At 60.0% G+C, this 19,232-nt stretch carries 21 protein-coding genes and 1 tRNA gene; 12 read left to right on the top strand and 10 right to left on the bottom strand.

The features are described 5' to 3' along the window. Nucleotides 1–160: 160 nt before the first annotated feature. Nucleotides 161–1,267, bottom strand: a complete 1,107-nt coding sequence (locus J7416_RS03115; RefSeq protein WP_209222957.1) for an anhydro-N-acetylmuramic acid kinase — start codon at nt 1,265–1,267, stop codon at nt 161–163. A gap of 162 nt (nt 1,268–1,429) precedes the next feature. Between J7416_RS03115 and J7416_RS03110 the strand changes: the two genes are divergently transcribed. Both J7416_RS03110 and tyrS read left to right on the top strand, forming a co-directional pair. Beyond that, a complete protein-coding gene (locus J7416_RS03110; protein ID WP_209222955.1) occupies nt 1,430–2,695 on the top strand; it encodes an MFS transporter in 1,266 nt (421 codons plus the stop codon). A gap of 90 nt (nt 2,696–2,785) precedes the next feature. Continuing rightward, nucleotides 2,786–4,036 (top strand): tyrosine--tRNA ligase, encoded by a 1,251-nt coding sequence (gene tyrS / locus J7416_RS03105; protein WP_209222952.1) that lies wholly within the window; start codon nt 2,786–2,788, stop codon nt 4,034–4,036. A gap of 75 nt (nt 4,037–4,111) precedes the next feature. Here the strand turns inward: tyrS and J7416_RS03100 are convergent, their stop codons facing one another. Continuing rightward, nucleotides 4,112–5,206 carry a hypothetical protein gene (locus J7416_RS03100; RefSeq protein ID WP_209222950.1) on the bottom strand — a complete coding sequence of 365 codons (1,095 nt, stop codon included), beginning with the start codon at nt 5,204–5,206 and terminating at the stop codon, nt 4,112–4,114. Between the two features lie 241 nt (nt 5,207–5,447). On the opposite strand from J7416_RS03100, the gene J7416_RS03095 reads away from it, so the two are divergent. Together J7416_RS03095 and J7416_RS03090 are read left to right on the top strand one after the other, a co-directional pair. Continuing rightward, nucleotides 5,448–6,203 (top strand): 3-hydroxyacyl-CoA dehydrogenase, encoded by a 756-nt coding sequence (locus tag J7416_RS03095; RefSeq protein WP_209223813.1) that lies wholly within the window; start codon nt 5,448–5,450, stop codon nt 6,201–6,203. Between the two features lie 9 nt (nt 6,204–6,212). Then, complete coding sequence (locus J7416_RS03090; protein ID WP_209222948.1) at nt 6,213–6,758, top strand: sugar O-acetyltransferase; 546 nt, start codon at nt 6,213–6,215, stop codon at nt 6,756–6,758. Here the strand turns inward: J7416_RS03090 and J7416_RS03085 are convergent. From J7416_RS03085 to bamE, 3 genes are all read right to left on the bottom strand, one after another. After that, nucleotides 6,755–8,539: an ATP-binding cassette domain-containing protein gene (locus J7416_RS03085; protein ID WP_209222946.1), complete on the bottom strand. Its 1,785-nt coding sequence runs from the start codon at nt 8,537–8,539 to the stop codon at nt 6,755–6,757. The genes J7416_RS03090 and J7416_RS03085 overlap by 4 nt on opposite strands. Before the next feature lie 92 nt (nt 8,540–8,631). Beyond that, a complete protein-coding gene (locus tag J7416_RS03080) occupies nt 8,632–9,366 on the bottom strand; it encodes a GNAT family N-acyltransferase (RefSeq protein ID WP_209222944.1) in 735 nt (244 codons plus the stop codon). A gap of 97 nt (nt 9,367–9,463) precedes the next feature. Further along, nucleotides 9,464–9,940, bottom strand: coding sequence for an outer membrane protein assembly factor BamE (bamE, locus tag J7416_RS03075; protein WP_209222942.1), 477 nt, complete (start codon nt 9,938–9,940; stop codon nt 9,464–9,466). Between the two features lie 84 nt (nt 9,941–10,024). Here bamE and J7416_RS03070 point away from each other — a divergent pair, with 84 nt between their 5' ends. The 8 genes from J7416_RS03070 to J7416_RS03035 all read left to right on the top strand — a co-directional run bounded on the left by J7416_RS03070 (nt 10,025) and on the right by J7416_RS03035 (nt 15,421). Then, a complete protein-coding gene (locus J7416_RS03070; RefSeq protein WP_209222940.1) occupies nt 10,025–10,561 on the top strand; it encodes a DUF177 domain-containing protein in 537 nt (178 codons plus the stop codon). Between the two features lie 205 nt (nt 10,562–10,766). Then, nucleotides 10,767–10,973, top strand: coding sequence for a 50S ribosomal protein L32 (gene rpmF / locus J7416_RS03065; protein ID WP_170570029.1), 207 nt, complete (start codon nt 10,767–10,769; stop codon nt 10,971–10,973). A gap of 24 nt (nt 10,974–10,997) precedes the next feature. Beyond that, entirely contained in the window at nt 10,998–12,086 is a 1,089-nt protein-coding gene (gene plsX, locus J7416_RS03060; RefSeq protein ID WP_209222938.1) for a phosphate acyltransferase PlsX, read from the top strand. A 22-nt stretch (nt 12,087–12,108) separates the two neighbouring features. Next, a complete protein-coding gene (locus J7416_RS03055; RefSeq protein ID WP_209222936.1) occupies nt 12,109–13,080 on the top strand; it encodes a beta-ketoacyl-ACP synthase III in 972 nt (323 codons plus the stop codon). 96 nt (nt 13,081–13,176) lie between these two features. Then, nucleotides 13,177–13,479: an integration host factor subunit alpha gene (gene ihfA / locus J7416_RS03050; protein WP_008755922.1), complete on the top strand. Its 303-nt coding sequence runs from the start codon at nt 13,177–13,179 to the stop codon at nt 13,477–13,479. A gap of 18 nt (nt 13,480–13,497) precedes the next feature. Then, complete coding sequence (locus J7416_RS03045) at nt 13,498–14,145, top strand: MerR family transcriptional regulator (protein ID WP_209222934.1); 648 nt, start codon at nt 13,498–13,500, stop codon at nt 14,143–14,145. Nucleotides 14,146–14,206: 61 nt separating this feature from the next. Then, nucleotides 14,207–14,283 (top strand) — tRNA-Pro (locus J7416_RS03040). Nucleotides 14,284–14,344: 61 nt separating this feature from the next. Then, complete coding sequence (locus J7416_RS03035; protein ID WP_209222932.1) at nt 14,345–15,421, top strand: 2'-deoxycytidine 5'-triphosphate deaminase; 1,077 nt, start codon at nt 14,345–14,347, stop codon at nt 15,419–15,421. Nucleotides 15,422–15,473: 52 nt separating this feature from the next. Here J7416_RS03035 and J7416_RS03030 read toward each other — a convergent pair whose 3' ends face one another. From J7416_RS03030 to J7416_RS03010, 5 genes are all read right to left on the bottom strand, one after another. After that, complete coding sequence (locus tag J7416_RS03030) at nt 15,474–15,644, bottom strand: hypothetical protein (RefSeq protein ID WP_209222930.1); 171 nt, start codon at nt 15,642–15,644, stop codon at nt 15,474–15,476. A gap of 63 nt (nt 15,645–15,707) precedes the next feature. Further along, complete coding sequence (scpB, locus tag J7416_RS03025; protein WP_209222928.1) at nt 15,708–16,364, bottom strand: SMC-Scp complex subunit ScpB; 657 nt, start codon at nt 16,362–16,364, stop codon at nt 15,708–15,710. Then, nucleotides 16,357–17,151, bottom strand: a complete 795-nt coding sequence (locus J7416_RS03020) for a ScpA family protein (RefSeq protein ID WP_209222926.1) — start codon at nt 17,149–17,151, stop codon at nt 16,357–16,359. Before J7416_RS03020 ends, scpB begins: the two co-directional genes overlap by 8 nt. Next, entirely contained in the window at nt 17,141–18,148 is a 1,008-nt protein-coding gene (gene nagZ, locus J7416_RS03015) for a beta-N-acetylhexosaminidase (RefSeq protein ID WP_209222924.1), read from the bottom strand. The genes J7416_RS03020 and nagZ overlap by 11 nt, the downstream gene beginning before the upstream one ends. Then, a complete protein-coding gene (locus J7416_RS03010) occupies nt 18,145–19,209 on the bottom strand; it encodes an SPOR domain-containing protein (protein ID WP_209222922.1) in 1,065 nt (354 codons plus the stop codon). Before J7416_RS03010 ends, nagZ begins: the two co-directional genes overlap by 4 nt. Between the last annotated feature and the right edge of the window lie 23 nt (nt 19,210–19,232).

The raw sequence follows: 19,232 nt of genomic DNA, 5'->3' as shown, positions 1-19,232 counted from the left end.
AAAAATGCGATTTCTTTCACGGCTTTCTATTACGCGGAGAACGGCTGGAAGGACCGTTCAGGCGGTTTTTTGCAAGGAAATTAAAGCCATATGCGGTGGCCCGGAATGTCAACTTTGTCCGCGAAGTGGTATCCAAGCAACCACTTTTTCCACCGCCCCCTCACGCAACAGAACTCACAACCCCACCCCCAACCAGCGCTTTGACCCCCGTCGTCCCCGGACATGACGTCGGCAACCTGCGCGAGACGCGGGCGGCGAGGTACGCGAAGGCCTGCGCCTCGAGCATGTCGCCGTCCAGACCCACCGCCTCGACCGGCTCGACCGGGCAATTCAAGGCGGCGCGCAGCATCTCCATCAGCACCGGGTTGTGCCGACCGCCTCCGGTCACCAGCAAGCGTGTGGGGCGTTTGGGGCAATATTCCATCCCCTGCACCACACCTGCGGCGCACATGCCGGTCAGCGTGGCCACAGCATCCGCATCGCTAAGCTCCTGCACCAGCTTGATCATCTCGGCAAAATCGTTCCGATCCAGCGATTTCGGCGGCATCCGGGAAAAGTACGGCTCGGCCAGAAACAGCTCGAGCGCGCCCATCTCGACCGTTCCGCCACGCGCGACCGCGCCGTCTCGATCCATAGGCAGGCCAAGGCGCGCCTGCATCAGGTCATCAATGGGCGCATTTGCGGGGCCTGTGTCAAAGGCCAGCAACGCGCCTGGGGCCTCGGGGCCGTCAAAGCTGGGGTCCACATAGGTCAGGTTGCCGACACCACCCAGGTTCAGGAAACACAGCGGCTGAGTTGCACCGATCCATTTGGCACAGGCAAAGTGAAAGAACGGCGCCAGCGGAGCGCCCTCGCCCCCCATCGCGACGTCATCGCTGCGGAAATCCCAAACGACCGGGACGCCCAGAGCTTGCGCCAGCCCTTTGCCATCGCCCACCTGCAGCGTTCCGCGTCCGCGGGGTTCGTGCGCCAACGTCTGGCCGTGCACGCCGATCAGATCGACCTCGTCAAACTCGGACAGAGCCTCGGCATGGGCCACGGTCACCAGTTCGGCCGCGGCGTCGACGTCTGGCCCGTGCCATTGGCCCAGCGCCGCGCGCAGCACCGCGCGTTCATCGTCTGAATAAGGCCGATAGCCGCTGGGGCCAAAGCCGATGATCCGGTGTCCGTCCGTTTCCACAACAGCAGCATCCACCCCATCCATCGAGGTGCCGGACATTGCGCCCAAAACCCTGATCGCGCCTGATTGTTTGTTGGCCCGGCCCACGCTTGTCTCTCCTGCGCTTGGTACGTGAACACCGTCATGGTTGAGCGGCGTTGCCCGTTTAAACTGCCCCTTGATCAAAAGCCAAGGCAAGGCAGATCGCACAAGGCGCGCGCTTTTTCCCTGTAGTTTGGTATAAGGAACACAAATCGGAATTTGGTGCACATGGCGGACACATACTCGCAAAAACAACCCTCGGAAGGCAGAAACTATTTCCTGATCTTCTGGTCCGGGGCGCTGGCGACGATCGGGGGACAGTTGATCAACCCCAACCTTGTTCTGCCCTTCCTCTATCTGGCCTTGGGCGCGCCAACCTTCTTTGCCGGCATGCTTCTGCCCTTTGTCACCGGGTCGCGGCTGATTGCTGAGATATTTGTCTCGCCTTTCATCAACCGCATCACCCGCGCAAAGCTGGCGGTTTATGCTCCGAACCTGTTGACTGCGGGTGTGCTGGCGACCGTTGCGTTGTTTTCAACCAAACTACCCGGCCTCATGATCGTGCTGCTGTTCCTGACCACCGCGATTGTCTTGGGGTTGTGTCAGGGGATCACCAGCCTTGGCACCAGCCAGATCTACGGCATGTCGGTCCCGGCCGAGAAACGGAACCGGATGGTGTTCGCGCAGGCCACCATTTCCGGCGTTCTCGCCATCATCGTTGTGCTGGTTACCCGCGACCTGCTTTCGGGCGATCAACCGATGCAACGCCACATCGTCGTCCTGTGGTGCGGTGTCATCGCGATGTTCGCCGCTGGCGTCGCTTTTGCTGGCGTGCAACTGCTGGAAGAGGAACAGGCCGTCGCACTAAATCCTGCGAAAAAGCATAAACCATTGGCCGAGTTGGCAACCGGGTTCAAGACCGGCATGGCCTATCGGTGGTACCGCAAGTTCCTGACGGCGCGTCTGATCTTTGTCTCGGTCGAGCTGGCAATGCCCTTCTACACCATCCACGCCGCGACGCTGCACATGGGAACCAAGCACTCACTCAGCTATTTCGTGATCGGTGCCAGCCTGGGGATGGTCATCGGTTCGATCCTGTGGGGATGGCTCAGCAATCGGATCTCGGTCAAACCGGTCATGTGGCTGGGTTGCATGATCGCCGCGGTATCGGCCGCGATGGCATTGGGCTTCACTTTCCTCGGCTATGCCCAGAATGTCTGGGCCTATGCACTGGTGATCATGCTGCTTTCACTGGGCGGGAACGGGGTCATATACGGGCGCTACCTTTACCTTATTCAGATGAGCGCCGAGCAAGAGCGCCCCTACCTGGTCGCTTTGGGAGACGTCAGCGCGGGTCTCGTCGGAATGGTCTTTGCGGCGATCCTTGGGGCCGTGGCGCATCTGCACGATCCACTTACGCCGATTTTTGCCCTATTGGTGCTGAACCTGATCGCCGTGGCCTATGCGTTTCGCCTGCCACCGGTCAAAAGCTGAAACAGCCCGCATTTTTATTGGAAATGGTGGCTTTTCCTTAACCGGCACCCCGCCTATACAGTGCCCCGCAACACTAACCCGAGGCACGATATGACCTACCACCCCAAATCGGATTTCATCGCCACGATGATCGAGCGCGGCTTTCTCGCCGACTGCACCGATTATCAGGGCCTTGATGAGGCGCTGATCAGCGGGGTGCAAACAGCCTATATCGGTTATGACGCCACAGCGCAGTCGCTGCACGTCGGTCACCTGATGAACATCATGGTCCTGCGTTGGCTTCAAAAGACCGGCCACAAGCCGATCACTTTGATGGGCGGTGGTACCACCAAGGTGGGTGACCCCTCGTTCCGCTCGGACGAACGCCCCCTGCTGGGCCCCGAGCAGATCGATGCGAATATCGCTGGCATGAAGCAGGTGTTCTCGAAATACCTGTCCTATGATGACAGCGACACCGGTGCGCTGATGCTGAACAATGCCGAATGGCTGGACGGCTTGAATTACCTCGATTTCCTGCGCGATATCGGACGGCATTTTTCGGTCAACCGGATGCTGTCCTTCGAGTCCGTGAAATCGCGGCTGGACCGCGAGCAGTCGCTGAGCTTCCTCGAGTTCAACTACATGATCCTGCAGGCCTATGACTTCCTGGAACTGAACCGCCGTTACGGCTGCGTTCTGCAGATGGGCGGCTCGGACCAGTGGGGCAACATCGTCAACGGTATTGACCTGACCCGCCGCGTGCTGGATCACGAGATCTATGGCCTGACCACGCCTCTGCTGACCACCAGCGACGGCCGCAAAATGGGCAAGTCTCAGGGCGGCGCGGTGTGGCTGAACGGCGATATGCTGTCGTCTTACGAGTTCTGGCAATTCTGGCGCAACACGACCGACGCCGATGTGGGCCGCTTCCTGAAAATCTTCACCGAACTGCCCGTGGACGAATGCGACCGTCTGGCCGCCCTGCAAGGATCCGAGATCAACGAGGCCAAAATCCGCCTCGCGAACGAAGTCACCACCCTGCTGCACGGGGCCGAAGCCGCAGCAAAGGCCGAGGCGACTGCCCGCGAAGTGTTCGAGAAAGGTGGCGTTGGCGGGGATCTTCCGACTCTGACCCTAAGCGCGGATGAGCTCGGCGATGGCATGTCCATCGTGCAGGTCATCGTGAAGTCCGGGCTTGCAAAGTCAGGCAAAGAGGCCAAACGCCTGATCGCCGAAAATGGTGCCAAGCTGGACGACGCGCCGCTGACCGATGCGGGGCTGATGATCGACGCAGTTGCGTTGGCGTCCCCAATCAAGTTGAGCGCCGGCAAAAAGCGTCACGCATTGGTCCAGTTGGGCTGATACAAACACACTACGAATAGAAAAAGGCCACCCGACGGGTGGCCTTTTTTGTATCGAGAGCTGAAACAGCCCGGCTTAACGCTCTTCTTTCCCGCCGCCGTTGCTGCCGCCATTTCCGTGGCCGCCGCCGTGACCGTGGCCACCACCGTTGCTGCCGCCATTGCCATGGCCGCCACCGCCCTTACCTTGGCCGTTGTTGCTGCCGCCATTGCCGGTGCCGGGGCCTGAACCGCCGTTGTTGCCGCCACCGTTTCCGGAGTTTCCAGCATTCCCGTTGCCATTGCCGGGACCACCGTTGTTTCCTCCGTTGCCGTTGCCGTTGCCGCCGCCGTTTCCACCGCCGTTACCGTTGCCGCCACCGTTGCCGTTGCCGCCACCGTTTCCGCCGCCGTTACCGTTGCCGCCACCGTTGCCACCGCCGCCATCGTTGCCGCCGCCACCATCGTTGCCGCCGCCACCGTCGTTACCGCCGCCGCCGTCGTTGCCGCCGCCACCATCGTTGCCGCCGCCACCGTCGTTGCCGCCGCCGCCGTCGTTGCCGCCGCCGCCATCATTGCCGCCGCCGCCATCATTACCGCCGCCGCCGTCGTTGCCGCCGCCGCCATCATTACCGCCGCCGCCGTCGTTGCCGCCGCCACCATCGTTACCGCCGCCGCCGTCGTTGCCGCCGCCACCGTCGCCTCCGCCGCGCGGATCACCTGGGGCGCCACCACCGCCATTGCCGCCGCCACTATCGTTACCGCCGCCGCCAGATCCGCCGCCAGAGGAGCTACCTCCTCCAGAAGATTCGCCGCCCGAACCATTCTCACCGCTGGAGTTGGAACCGGTCCCAGATGAACCGCTGGAATCGCGGTCTTCACCGTTTGAGGTGACCGCCGTCGCAATCGTTCCGGTTGAAAAATCCGTCAACAATGCGGCCAAACCTGGGCATTGTTCGCCAGTTGCGGCCAGAATCGAATCGAAATCGGAATGCCGTTGCAACCGGCTCAGGAAACTCGGTGTCACCTGTGTGCAATCACATAGCGCTTGATAGTCTCCGGCGTTCGCAGCGATCCGTGCTGTCCGTGCGTCGCAAACCCCAGGTGCAGCCTGCGCTGCGGTTACCAACAACGCCCCGACAAACGGAGAGGCTACCAAAGCCGAAACGCTGGATTTCAGTTTAATTCGCATCATTTAACTCCTTGCGCCTTAACACCCAAGTGCGTCAGGGCCTTCGGTTACCAAGTGAGAGCCGCAAATGAAGTGCGGGTAAATGCCCGCTGAAGATGCGTTAACTTAGGCTCATCACCACTCATAAATTTCGGGCGCGACACCAGTTGTGACGGTCCGGTAGGCCACATATACAAGATCTATTCCGACCGCCACGTTAAAAGTGGCGGAAAAGTGTCAAAATTATGGAAGGGTATCCATGATGCAACTGTCGTCATCCGCTGCAATCGTAACTGGCGGCGCGTCAGGTCTAGGTGAGGCCACCGCCCGCTATTTCGCAGAACAGGGCGCACAGGTGACGATCCTGGATCGCGACGCCGAACGCGGCCCCAAGGTGGCCGCAGAGATCGGCGGGCATTTTGCAGAAACGGATGTGACCGATGAAGGCTCGGTCGGGTCGGCAATCGCGCAGGCGATGAGCAAGATGGGTCGCATCACGGTCGCGGTGAACTGCGCCGGGATCGCTTACGGCATCAAGACGGTCGGCAAAGATGGCCCGCACCCTCTGGACGCGTTTCAACGCACAATCGACATCAATTTGGTGGGCACGTTCAACGTCTCGCGTCTGGCTGCTGCAGAGATGGCCAAGAACGACCCTGAACCGGACGGCGCGCGCGGCGTGATCATCAACACCGCCTCAATCGCTGCATTTGACGGACAAAAGGGCCAGGCCGCCTATGCGGCCTCAAAAGGTGGCGTGGTCGGAATGACACTGCCGATGGCACGCGATCTGGCTTCGACCGGGGTTCGGGTGATGACCATCGCACCGGGAATTTTCATGACCCCGATGCTGGCCGGCCTGCCCGAAGAAGTGCAGCAGCAACTGGCAGCGGATGTTCCCAACCCTGCCCGCCTGGGTGATCCGCGCGAATACGGGCGGCTGGCCGGGTTCATCGTCGAAATGGGGTACCTGAACGGAGAGGTCATCCGCATCGACGGAGCGCTGCGCATGCGTTAATCCTGTCTCATGACCGAGTGGGAAAAAATGAAATCCGGGCAGTGGTACTGCTGCCTGGACCCTGAACTGGAAGCCTTGCGGGCGCGGGCACGCCGAGCAGTTTATTCGCACAACACCTGCCCGCCGGATGCCCGCGGTGCGATGGCTTCGGACCTAAGGGATTTGTTCGCTGAAATCGGGCCCGACTGCTATCTCGAAGCCCCGTTTCATTGCGCCTATGGGTTGAACATCCACCTCGGCGCGCGAGTCTATTTTAACACAGGTTGCGTGGTACTGGATACAGCCCCGGTTCGGATCGGCGATGACACGATGTTTGGCCCTCATGTGCAAATCTATTGCGCCCAGCACGCCAAGGACCCGGCGGAGCGCGCACAGGGTCTTGAGGTTGGTCTGCCCGTAACCATTGGCCGAAACGTCTGGGTTGGCGGGGCCGCTATACTGATGCCCGGCATCACCATTGGCGACAACGCGATTATCGGCGCAGGCAGCGTCGTAACCAAAGACGTCACCGCAGGGGAAACCGTCGTCGGCAATCCGGCCCGACCGGTGACCTAAGCGCCCTCGGCCTTTTCTTCGAGCGTCAACCACTCGTCCTCGGCTGCCGCCAGCTTCTCTTGTCGCTCGACCAGAGCCTCAGTCGCCTTCTGGAACTTGACGGGCTCGCGCGTGAACAACTCGGGATCTGACATCAGTTCCTCAAGCTTGCCAATCTCGGCTTCGAGGCGGGCGATCTCGGCGGGCAACTTCTCTAGCCGGTGCTTTTCCGAGAAAGACAGCCCTGATTTCGGTTGCGTCTCTTGCTTTTGCTTCGGCTTGGAAGTTTTTGCTTTTTCAACCTTCTTCTCCACGGCATCGCCACGCTGCGCAATGTAATCGGACCACCCGCCCGCATAGACGGTCGCGCGGCCATTGCCCTCCATCGCGATGGTCGTCGTCGCAACGCGGTCCAGAAAATCCCGGTCGTGGCTGACCAAAAGGACGGTGCCGTCATAGTCGTCCAGAAGTTCTTGCAACAGGTCTAGCGTTTCGACATCCAGATCGTTGGTCGGTTCGTCCAGAACCAACAGGTTAGACGTCTTGGCCATCAGCTTTGCCAAAAGCAAACGCGCTTTTTCTCCGCCCGACAGGGACTTAACGGCCGCTCTTGCCTGTGCATCGTCAAACAGGAATTCCTTGAGATAACCAACCACATGCTTGGGTTGACCACCCACCATCACCTGATCGGCCTTGCCTGAAACCCGCATCTCGGGATCTCCGGTCAGGCTGTCCCACAGGGTCATTTCCGGGTCCAGCTGTGCACGGGTTTGGTCAAAAACGGCAATCTCAAGATTGGTGCCCAGCGTTACCGAGCCTTCATCCGGCTGTTCCTGGCCCAACAACATCTTCAGCAGCGTTGTCTTGCCCACGCCGTTCGGGCCGACAAAGGCCACGCGATCACCGCGCTGCACCAACAGATCAAAATTCCTGACAATCTGCTGCGTGCCAAAAGACTTGGCCAAGCCCTTGGCTTCGATCACTTTTCGGCCCGACTTTGGTCCGGCCTCCAATGTCATGGCGGCTGCGCCCTGACGCTTGATCTGCGCCGCCTTCTCGGCCCGCAATGCCTGCAGTGCCCGTACCCGGCCCTGGTTCCGCTTGCGCCGGGCACTGATACCTTCAACGGCCCACTTCGCCTCGGACTTGATCAGGCGGTTCAGCTTGTGGCGCTGCTGATCCTCTTCTTCCCAAACCTTGTCGCGCCACGCTTCAAACGCCTCGAACCCCTGTTCCTGTCGCCGGACCATGCCACGATCAATCCACAGCGTCGCGCGGGTCAATGCGCGCAGGAAGGCACGGTCGTGCGAAATCAGCACATAGGCCGCGCGGGTCGCGCCCAGCTCGCGCTCCAACCACGCAATCGCTTCGATATCCAAATGGTTGGTCGGCTCGTCCAACAGCATCAGATCGGGTGCCTCGGCCATCAGCTTGGCCAGCGCCGCACGTCGCCGTTCCCCGCCTGATGCGGTTTCAACCGCACGCGAAGGATCGAATTTAAGCCCCTCGCCTGCGCGCTCGACCTTATAAAGTTCACCGGGCTCCAACCCGCTCGAGGCATAGTCACCCAATGTGGCAAACCCATGCATGCTAGGGTCTTGCTCCATGTACCCGACAGATTTCCCCGGCGGGACAACGATCTCACCCTTGTCGGGTTCGACTAGGCCGGCCATCACTTTCATCAGCGTGGATTTACCGGACCCGTTCCGCCCCACCAGCGCCACCCGGTCGCCCGGCTGAACAACCAGATCAAGCTCGGAAAAAACCGGATCACCCCCAAAGGTCAGGGAGATGTCGGACATCTGCAACAAAGGAACTCTCGCCATGTCCGCCAGCTAAACCGGAGGACACAAAGCGTCAACGCCCCTGCTTCATCTTTTCAAAAATACTCAACTCACCCGGCCACCGCCCGCAGCAACTTTTTCCGTGCCGGGGGGATCGCTCCGATTTCAAGCCCTGTGAACACATGCAGCGTGTTCATATGCCGGTCGACCACCGCGTGATCACTGACCCAACCGCCCATCATCAGGTAGGTGCGCAGCAATGGCGGCATCCGCATCATCGCCTTTTTCAGGTCCGGCTTGCGCCGCAAGCGGGCGGCGAACTTAAAAACATCCGGGGCCTTGACCCGTGGCAGCCAGCGCTTCGGCGCCAGGTGCCGGTGCTTGAGCATCGCAAAAGCATCCAGATATTCGGCCGTTTCTGTCCCGGCAAAGGACGAACAGCCAAACAGCATTTCGATGTTGTTGTCGTCCACATATGTGGTCATCGCCCCCCAAGCGACCCGCAGAATGTCAGGGTCAGTCCAGTCCGGATGAATGCAAAACCGCCCCATCTCGACCATGCGACCTTCGAAATCCCTAAGCGCTGCAAGATCGTAGAACCGGGCCGAGTAACTGCGGTCAATCTCGGACCCATGTTCGATAGTCAACATCCGAAAACAACAGACAAGCTGGTGGTCCGCGCGGGCATCTTCGATCAGGATATGCGCACAGATTGGATCGAAATCATCCTTGTCTGGCTGGCCTGTGCCAAACGCCAATGTGCGCAAATCCTGCGCCGCTGTCACATCCCTGGCGGACTGTGCCAACCGTGCCCGATATCTGCCCTTACCAAGCAATAGTGCCATGGTCGCATCCTCCGCGGTTGCTGACCTGTTTCCTGTTGCCGCGCTTCTATCACAGAACGTATGACCGTCCTGTGACGAGAACAAGATGTGGCGAACCTTACTCGGACGCGCCTGGAATATTGGCTGGGTTGAAGTTGCCGATGTTACCCAGCAGCTGACTCAGGAAGTTTCTGTTCGTGACAGCGGATTCGGTCACGCGACGGTCCAGAACGACCACATAGCCGTCCTCAAGCCCAAAGCGTTCGATGTTGCGCACAACACCGCGTTGGTCAAAGCTGATGGCCACCAATTCGCGGGATACGACCTCGGGGCGTTTCGGCCCATAGTGGCGCACGCGCGAGCGGACGTAGTAAAAACCAGAGTCCCGCACCACACCGGTCGAAGTGGGCGCGCCGATTGTTTCTACGACGCTTTCACGGTTATCGACGCCCACTTTGATCTCGGCCAGTTGATCGGCAGGAGGAACATACCCATGATTCTTGAAGATGGGCGTACAAGCGCCCGCAGCAACCAAACAGGCCGCAAAGACAAGCGTTCTGGACGCCGGTTTCAACCTGTTCACAACCTTCAACATTCACATCCTCTTGCCTTGGGACCTTGCGGACCCTATCCGATTACATAAACCGCAGCCCCGGTTCAACACAGGAAAGGCTCACGAATGAGCAACAACACATCTCTGCGGGTGGCCGACCTGCCCCAAAACGCCCCGACACCATTTGAATTGCGCCCCGACGCACAAGGGCTGGACACCATTCGTGCCGATTTGGGGTTGTTGGGCCTGCGCAAGGTCAGCTTTGTGGGTGACGTTAGGGCACAAGGTAAGCGCGACTGGATTCTGACCGGAAAACTCGGTGCTACGGTGATTCAGCCCTGCGTCGTGACGCTCGAACCGGTAACGACACGTATCGACGTGCCCGTGTCGCGCGTGTACCTGGCCGACTGGTCCGACCCGGACGAGCCCGAATTCGAAATCCCCGAAGGCGATGAGACCGAGCCGCTGGGACCTGACATCGATCCTGCATTAGTCATGATCGAAGCACTCTCGCTTGCCCTGCCCCAATATCCGCGCAAAGACGGCGCCGCGCTGGAACAAGCCGATTTTACCGAGCCGGGCAAACAAGCGATGACAGACGAAGACGCGAAACCGTTTGCCGGGCTGGCGGATTTGCGCAATGCGTTGAAAAAAGACGAGTGACAGAGGTCTGATTTCCTGTCATAGCAGGCCTCCAGAAAAATCGCTTGAACATGTCGAGAATCGCAGTATTTTCGCGCGCTCATCGGAATTTGGGTTGGACATTGCGGGGCTCGTCCCCTAAACGCGCGTCAAACCACGAGAAAACGAAGAACGTAACCCGGCCAGCAGCGAATCTGCGGGCCCTTAATAGACAAAGGTTGAGACCATGGCTGTCCAACAGAACAAAGTTTCCAAGTCGCGCCGCAACAACCGCCGCGCACATGACGCTCTGGTTGCTGCAAACCCGAACGAATGCCCGAACTGCGGTGAGCTGAAGCGCCCGCACCACGTTTGCGCGTCCTGCGGCTACTATGATGACCGCGAAGTCGTCGCTCAGGCCGACGAAATCGACCTGGACGAAGACGCGGCCTAAGCCTTTTAACTCGTAGGCTAAGGCATGACGGAACAGCCCACGCAAACCGGACGGATTACCATCTCGGTTGACGCTATGGGCGGAGACTCGGGGCCCGCGACTGTTGTTGCGGGCATTGCCAAATCGGCAAACAAAAACCCCGATATTGCATTCGTCTTGCACGGCCCCGAGCAGGTTTTGCGTAAACTTGTCGCCAAACGGCGTGTCCTGCAGGGGCGCGTCGTTTTTCGTGATTGCCCCGATGTGGTCACGATGGAAGACAAGCCCAGCCAGGTTGTCCGCAGCGGCAAGCAGACCTCGATGTGGTCGACGTTGGAATCGGTGCGCCAGGGTGAGGCGCACGGAGCAGTATCGTGCGGCAACACAGGCGCATTGATGGCGCTGTCGATGATACGGCTGCGCAAACTGCCGGGCGTAAACCGTCCGGCGATCGCGATTCTGTGGCCGTCGCGCAACCCGCAGGGGTTCAACGTGATGCTGGATGTGGGCGCGGACGTCCGCGCCGATGCCAAGGATTTGCTGCAGTATGCGCTGATGGGCGCGTCGTATGCCCGCAATGGTATGCTGCTGGACCGACCCCGGATCGGGTTGCTGAATGTCGGCACCGAAGAACACAAAGGCCGGGCCGAGCTCAAAGAAGCTCACACCATGATCTCGGACTTCTCTGACCAGGCCAATTTCGATTTCGTAGGCTTCGTCGAAGGCAGTGACATCCCCGGCGACAAGGCCGATGTTATTGTAACCGATGGTTTTACCGGAAATGTTGCGATCAAGACCGGCGAAGGCACCGCCAGCCTGATCGGTGATCTGCTGCGCGAGGCGTTCAAGTATTCCCCCCTGTCGCGGCTTGCATCGGTTCTGGCGATCACCTCACTGAACCGCCTGAAGAAACGGATCGACCCGCGCCGTGTGAATGGCGGGGTTTTCCTTGGCCTCAACGGAACCGTGGTCAAATCACATGGTGGCGCAGATGCCACCGGCGTATCGGCAGCCGTCAAACTGGCCTTTACCCTGGCTCAGTCCGGTTTTGCCGAAAAATTGGCGGCACGGGTTGCATCGACAGCCCAGCTTGCACAAGATGCCGCCCACGTACCGCCAAAGGCGGGCGAATAACAATAAAAGGCAGTAACCCAAAATGGCAGGCCGTTCAGTTGTTGTAGGTGTCGGACACTATTTGCCAGAGCGCATCGTTCCGAATTCCGAATTTGAAAAAACGCTCGATACGACGGATGAGTGGATCAGAACCCGCTCGGGGATCGAACGTCGCCATTTTGCCGCCGACGATGAAACAACGTCGGACCTTGCGACCAAGGCAGCCGAAGCCGCACTGGCAGATGCCGGTCTGAAAGCCGAAGACATCGACGCCATCGTACTGGCAACCTCCACCGCCGATCTGACCTTCCCCTCGGCCGCAACGATGGTGCAGTCGCGGCTGGGCATGACGAACGGATTCGCCTTTGACGTTCAGGCCGTTTGTGCCGGGTTTGTCTTTGCGCTGACCAATGCCAACGCCCTGATCCTGTCGGGACAGGCCAAGCGTGTTCTGGTCATCGGGGCCGAGACATTCTCGCGCATTATGGATTGGTCGGACCGGTCCACCTGCGTGCTGTTTGGGGACGGTGCCGGTGCCCTCGTGCTGGAACTGCAAGAGGGGGAAGGCACCGTGCAGGATCGCGGCATTCTTTCGACCGACCTGAATTCGGACGGGCGCTATAAGGACCTGCTGTACGTCGATGGTGGCGTGTCCACTCAGTCGACCGGTCACCTGCGCATGCAGGGCAATCAAGTCTTCCGCCATGCCGTTGAAAAGCTTACAAAAACCGCTGAAACCGCACTGGGTCGCGCGGGGCTGAGCAGTTCTGACGTCGACTGGATCGTGCCGCATCAGGCCAATATCCGCATCATCCAGGGCACGGCCAAAAAGATGGGCCTGCCGATGGAGAATGTCGTCGTAACCGTACAGGATCACGGCAATACTTCGGCTGCGTCGATTCCTCTGGCCCTGTCCGTCGGCAAGGAACGCGGCCAAATCAAACCCGGAGACCTGATCGTGACCGAAGCCATCGGCGGCGGTCTGGCCTGGGGCGCCGTGGTTCTGCGTTGGTAACCGGCGCAAAACGGCTTACACAGCCGCTCGCAATTCATTGATATTGACAGCGAATTTCCCGTCACCATATGCTTTGATAGCAACAGGGGAATTGGTATGGGCGATAAAACACTGACGCGAATGGATCTGAGCGAGGCTGTTTTCCGCGAGGTTGGCCTTTCACGTAACGAAAGTGCTCAGCTTGTAGAAAGCGTGTTGAACCACATGTCCGACGCCTTGGTCCGTGGCGAACAGGTCAAGATTTCGTCTTTTGGCACGTTCAGTGTTCGGGACAAAACCGCCCGTATCGGCCGCAACCCCAAAACCGGCGAAGAGGTTCCAATTCAGCCCCGCCGTGTTCTGACGTTCCGCCCGTCGCACCTGATGAAGGATCGCGTCGCCGCTGGGAATCGCAAATAAGTTCGGGACGCAACGGTCATGAGCAAGTCCCCCGACGCCTTTCGCACAATTAGTGAAGTTGCGGACTGGCTGGGCGTTCAGGCTCATGTTCTGCGATTCTGGGAAAGCCGGTTTACTCAGGTAAAACCCGTAAAGCGCGCTGGTGGGCGGCGGTACTACCGACCGAACGACATGCGCCTGTTGGGCGGTATCAAGAAGCTGCTGCACGAAGATGGGATCACCATCAAAGGCGTGCAGCGTATCTTGCGCGAACAGGGTGTATCCTATGTCTCGGGGTTGTCGCCCAGTCTGGACGAACCTGCCCCGGTCGAAGGCACCAAAGCGGGCGACAGCGTTGTCGTTCCCTTCGCCACCAAGCCCGCCGCGACCAGTGGCCAGATCGATCTTGATCTTGGCGATCCGGCCCCGGCGGCAGAAGCGGCAGAGCCTGCCCCGCAGCCTGTCAAAGCCGAACCAACCCCGGAAACCGACTCGCCCCCACCTCAGGCGGCAGAGCCCGCACAGCCCGAACCAGAATACCTGGACGAGGCCCCCCTGCTGGGTGGAATCGCGACGCAAGCCTGGGAACGGACCGAGTTCGACGACGATCTGCTGCGTAAGATCGCGCCCATCGCCAAGGACTTGCGTACTGTTATCAACCGAATTGAGAACCGGTCGGCAGGATAAGAAAAAAGGCGATGATTTCCTCTTGCCCCTGCCGGGAAAGTCTTTATGAACACCTCAACGTCGGGCTATGGCGCAGCCTGGTAGCGCGTCCGTCTGGGGGACGGAAGGTCGCAGGTTCGAGTCCTGCTAGCCCGACCAAATCACACCGACGTTTATGGCAGACAGGCCAGATCCCGCTCTGGCATCAGGGGGGATCGGAATGACAGGTGTATGCCCAAACCAGCAGATTGAGGCGATGATCGAGCGTGGAGAGCTGTCCGCGAGCCCCGCGATCATCCCCGCACAAGTGCAGCCAGCCAGTCTCGATTTACGTTTGGGAACAGTAGCTTACCGCGTTCGCGCCTCGTTCCTTGCCGGTGAAGGCCGCTCTGTCGCGGACCGGCTGGCCGAGTTTGAAATGCACCGCATCGACATCACCGATGGCGCCGTTCTGGAAAAGGGCTGCGTTTATCTGGTGCCGCTGATGGAATCCTTGGCATTGCCCACCGACACAAGTGCAGTCGCCAACGCCAAAAGCTCAACCGGGCGACTGGACCTGTTGACCCGTACCATCACCGATGGCGGCACCGAATTTGACCGCGTGCCCGCTGGCTATACCGGGCCGCTCTATGCCGAGATTTGCCCCCGCTCCTTCTCGGTTCTGGTGCGTCCGGGTATGCGGCTGAATCAGATCCGCTTCCGTCAGGGGCAGGCCGTGCTCAGCGACGACGAGCTGACCGCGTTGCACAACGACTCGCCGCTGGTCGATGGCCCGGCCGTTATTCAGGACGGGCTGGGGTTTTCGGTCGACCTGCAACTGCCCGACACCGATCTGGTGGGGTATCGCGCGAAACCCCATACCGGTGTGATCGATCTGGACCGGATCGGAGAGTACGACCCGCAGGAATACTGGGAAGAAGTGCGCACCAGCGATGGCCGTATCATTCTGGACCCCGGTGCGTTCTACATTCTGGTCAGCCGCGAGGCGGTGCACATTCCCCCCATGTATGCTGCCGAAATGGCCCCCTATCTGGCGATGGTGGGCGAGTTTCGTGTGCACTATGCCGGGTTCTTCGACCCCGGATTCGGTCACGCCGCAGCGGGCGGCGCAGGATCACGCGGCGTGCTGGAAGTCCGCTGCCACGAAGCCCCCTTCGTGCTTGAGCACGGGCAGGTTGTCGGGCGGTTGGTCTATGAGAAGATGGCCGAAATGCCTACGCAGCTCTATGGCGCAGGCATTGCATCGAACTATCAGGGACAGGGTCTGAAACTGTCCAAACACTTCAGGGCTGTCTGATACCTCTTGAGGCGGTTCAGATGCAGATTACACGCTGCCCCAGGCAAATTTGCTAGGCTTGACGGTTACTGTCGTCATTTGCGCCAGTGTCATGAGGCACAGCGGATCTCTGTTTGGGCTTGCCCATACGGCCAGCCATATCAAAGCCTTTGTCGATACCCTTATTGACGACCCGCCGCATGATCTGGCGAATGATCATGTCGATGATGCGATTCATGTTCATTGCTCAACTCCTCAATTGGGCCTCAACATAGGCGATTTCTGCGGCAACAAAAGGGCCGATTGATCACTCTTCCTCGAACAGTTCGGTCTGATCTTCGTCTTCTTCGTCATCACGCCCCTCGCCCAGCGGGATTGTTCCCGGTGGTGGCCGGTTTTCAAGCAACCCCGCAGCGCGCAGTTCCTTGAGGCCCGGCAGGTCGCGGGCGTTCTCGAGGCCGAAATGGTCCAAGAACTGAGGTGTCACCACAAAGGTAACCGGGCGACCGGGCGTCATGCGGCGACGGCCCAAACGAATCCACTCCATCTCGAGCAGTTGGTCGATCGTCCCGCGTGAAACCGAGACGCCGCGGATCTCTTCGATCTCGGCCCGCGTGCAGGGTTGGTGATAGGCGACGATGGCCAGCGTTTCGATCGCTGCACGGCTGAGCTTGCGAGTCTCAACCGTTTCCTTCTGCATCAGGAATCCCAGATCCGGGGCCGTACGAAAAGCCCAAGCGTCCCCCACACGCACGACGCGCACTCCGCGCCCTTCATAGCGTTTCTGAAGCATTTCAACCGCTTGCGCCGCATCGCTGCCATGCGGCATGCGTGCTTCAAGGTCGGCGACGGTGACCGGTTCGGCGCTGGCGAACAGCACGGCCTCGACCATGCGTTCCTGTTCCGCCAGCGGGGGCGCTTCGAACAGGGTGCCGGTGCCTTCGTCTTGCGGTTCGTCAGTCACGTGTGTCAGTCCTTTTGCGCAGATGGATCGGAGCAAAGCTGTCGCTTTGCTTGATCTCCATATGTCCTTCTTTCACCAGCTCCAGCGAGGCCGCAAATGTCGCGGCCGTAGCCGAACGCTTTCGTACCGGGTCCGCATCCCAACCGTCTGGTAAATACGTCTCCATATCCGTCCAGGTGCCCGCGAACCCGATCAGCGGGCGCATCCGTTCCAGCGCCTGCTCCATCGTGAACACGGCGTCTCGGTCCATCACAAATGGGCGGAATTCGTCGCGCGTTCGGATACGTGCGTAGCCCTGCATCAAATCCAGCAGCGTTGCGGAGTAGGTCACCGTGCGAATGCGGGTGACGTCTTCGCCCTGCCCGCGTTTGAAGAAATCGCGCCCCAGCTGATCGCGCGCCATTAGACGCGCCGCCGCATCGCGCATCGCCTGCAGACGTTCAAGCTGGAATGCCAGGTGGGCGGCCAGTTCCTCGCCCGATGGACCTTCGTCATCCGGATCCGGCGGCAGCAGCAATCGGGATTTCAGGAAGGCCAGCCAGGCGGCCATCACCAAGTAGTCGGCGGCAAGCTCAATCCGCAATGCCCGCGCCTTTTCGACAAAGGCCAGATATTGCTGTGCCAGCGCCAGAACCGAGATCTTCCGAAGGTCGACCTTTTGCGTCCGCGACAAGGTCAACAAAACATCCAGCGGGCCTTCGAACCCGTCGACGTCAACGATCAGCGCTTCGGCCGCAAGACGATCTGCGACCGAGACAGGGTCTTCGCTGAAAAGATTATCGTTCATATACCTGCCCGCCCATTAGGGCAGATAGTTCCGCCTCGGCGGCTTGGATGTCAAGTTCCGCAGGCTTTTGTCGCATCGCCAAAGCCTTTTCCGCGCGTTTTTGCCCCTGTTCTGACATCTCTCCGGCGACATCCAGCACCTTGGCGCGGGCCTCAAAAGATCCGTTGCAGTGCAAAACCACGTCGCAGCCTGCGCTCAACGCTTGTTGGGCGATCTCCTCTGGTGCGCCGCTGAGTGCCTTCATCGAGATATCGTCGGTCATGATCAGCCCATCAAACCCGATCTTGTCGCGGATCAGGCCGATCACTGTCGGTGAAATCGTGGCGGGCTGTGGGTCGATCCGGTCATAGACCAGATGCGCGGTCATCCCCATCGGCAGATCGTTCAGCGCCCGGAAGGGGGCGAAGTCTGCCTGCTCAAGCTGGTTTTGGGTCAGGTCCACATGTGGCAGGTCGTGGTGGCTGTCCAGCGTGGACAGCCCGTGACCCGGCATATGCTTCAAAACGGGCAAAACACCGCCGTCCAGATGCGCCTTGGCCACGGCCCTGCCAATCCCGGAAACGAATTTGGGATCAGTACCATAGCAACGGTTCTTCAGAAACGGATGCGTCTCGTCACGCGCCAGATCGACCATCGGGGCGCAGTTGCTGTCGATGCCCAGTTCGAACAGTTCCTGCGCAATCAGCCGATAACGCAAATACATAGCGCGTTCAGCCTGATCACCTGCACGCGCGGCATGGTCCAGCGGCGGCATCCATTCGCGGGCCAAAGGGGCGCGCAGGCGCTGCACTCGGCCGCCTTCTTGGTCGATTGTGATTGGGCAATTGCGCCCGACCGCTTCGCGGAAATCGTCGCACAGCGCGCGAACCTGATCGGCGCTCTCGATGTTGCGTGCAAATAAAATGAACCCGAACGGGTTCATCTGGCGGAACAACCGTTTTTCTTCAGACGTCAGGCGTAGGCCCTCGGCATCGGTAATCGCAGCGCCGAATGTCACCGCACGCTCACCGGGATACAATCTGCACCTTGCGCCACAAGCGCCGCACAGAACTGGCGCGAGTCACTCAGGTCGTCGAACCCGAGAACGCGCAGACGGTAAAATGTGCGTCCACCGCTTGAGGTTTTTTGGATAACACGCTGTTTTCCAACCATATACTCTCCGAACCGTCCGTTCAGACGATCCCATTCCGCAAGCGCAATGTCCGAGCTTTCATAAGCCCCCAACTGCGCCAGTCGCGTCCCCTTGGACAGAGAGTTCGGGTCCACATCCAGCCCGACGGCCGCTTTCACCGCGGCGTTGATCGCAGCTTCGGTGTTGCTGTTGGCAGAGATGCCGCTGGGCGTGGCCCTAGCGGGTCGTGTGGTCGGACGCAGAGACCGACGCACGCCTGGCAAGGCTGCCAGTTCCGGGTCCGGCAACTGGGCTGCCAAATCTGCGGGGTCAATGGCGGGCTCATCGTCGGGCAAGGCCAACGAAGCCAGCTGCACACCCTGCTCTGCCGGCTCGTCGGTCTTTGCGGCCTCACCGGCCAGCTCAGCGACCAGAGCGTCTACTGAGTTCTGGCGCAGCTGCGCCGCTTCTTGATCCGAGATCTCTTTTTCGACCACGTGCACAGCCTGCGTGGGCTTCAGCGGCTCAATCGGCGTATCTTCTTCGGTCAGAGAGACCGGGCGCGGCGCCAGGATCAGGCGATCCGCCGGGGCTTCTGCCGTACCAACCGCTGCAACGGCATTGACGGCCAGTCCCTGGTGATCGGCAGGTGTGCCGCCGGGGTTCTCTGGCTGAATACGCATGGGCCCTTCGATGGCGCGCACAACGGGAACGCCGCTGACATCGCGCATCACCAGCTTATAGCCCCAGACACCGATTCCAGCGACCAGCGCCAGAGACGCAACTGCGCCCAACGCATTGACAATACGGCCTAACCCCGCCCCGCGAGGTGCCTGTTCATACCCGTGCATGTCATCGGAATACTCATACCCATCCTGAGGATGTGGCTGATTCGTGTAATGCATCTCCTCGGGGCGCATCTGCCCCGAGTAATCGTAATTCGCCATGTCCGCCTCACCGCCCGTTTCGC

The sequence above is a fragment of the Ruegeria sp. R14_0 genome (assembly GCF_017743975.1).
GTDB lineage: Bacteria > Pseudomonadota > Alphaproteobacteria > Rhodobacterales > Rhodobacteraceae > Ruegeria.
The sequence above is the reverse complement of the archived record's forward strand: the minus strand, read 5'-3'. Positions and strand labels throughout refer to the sequence as shown.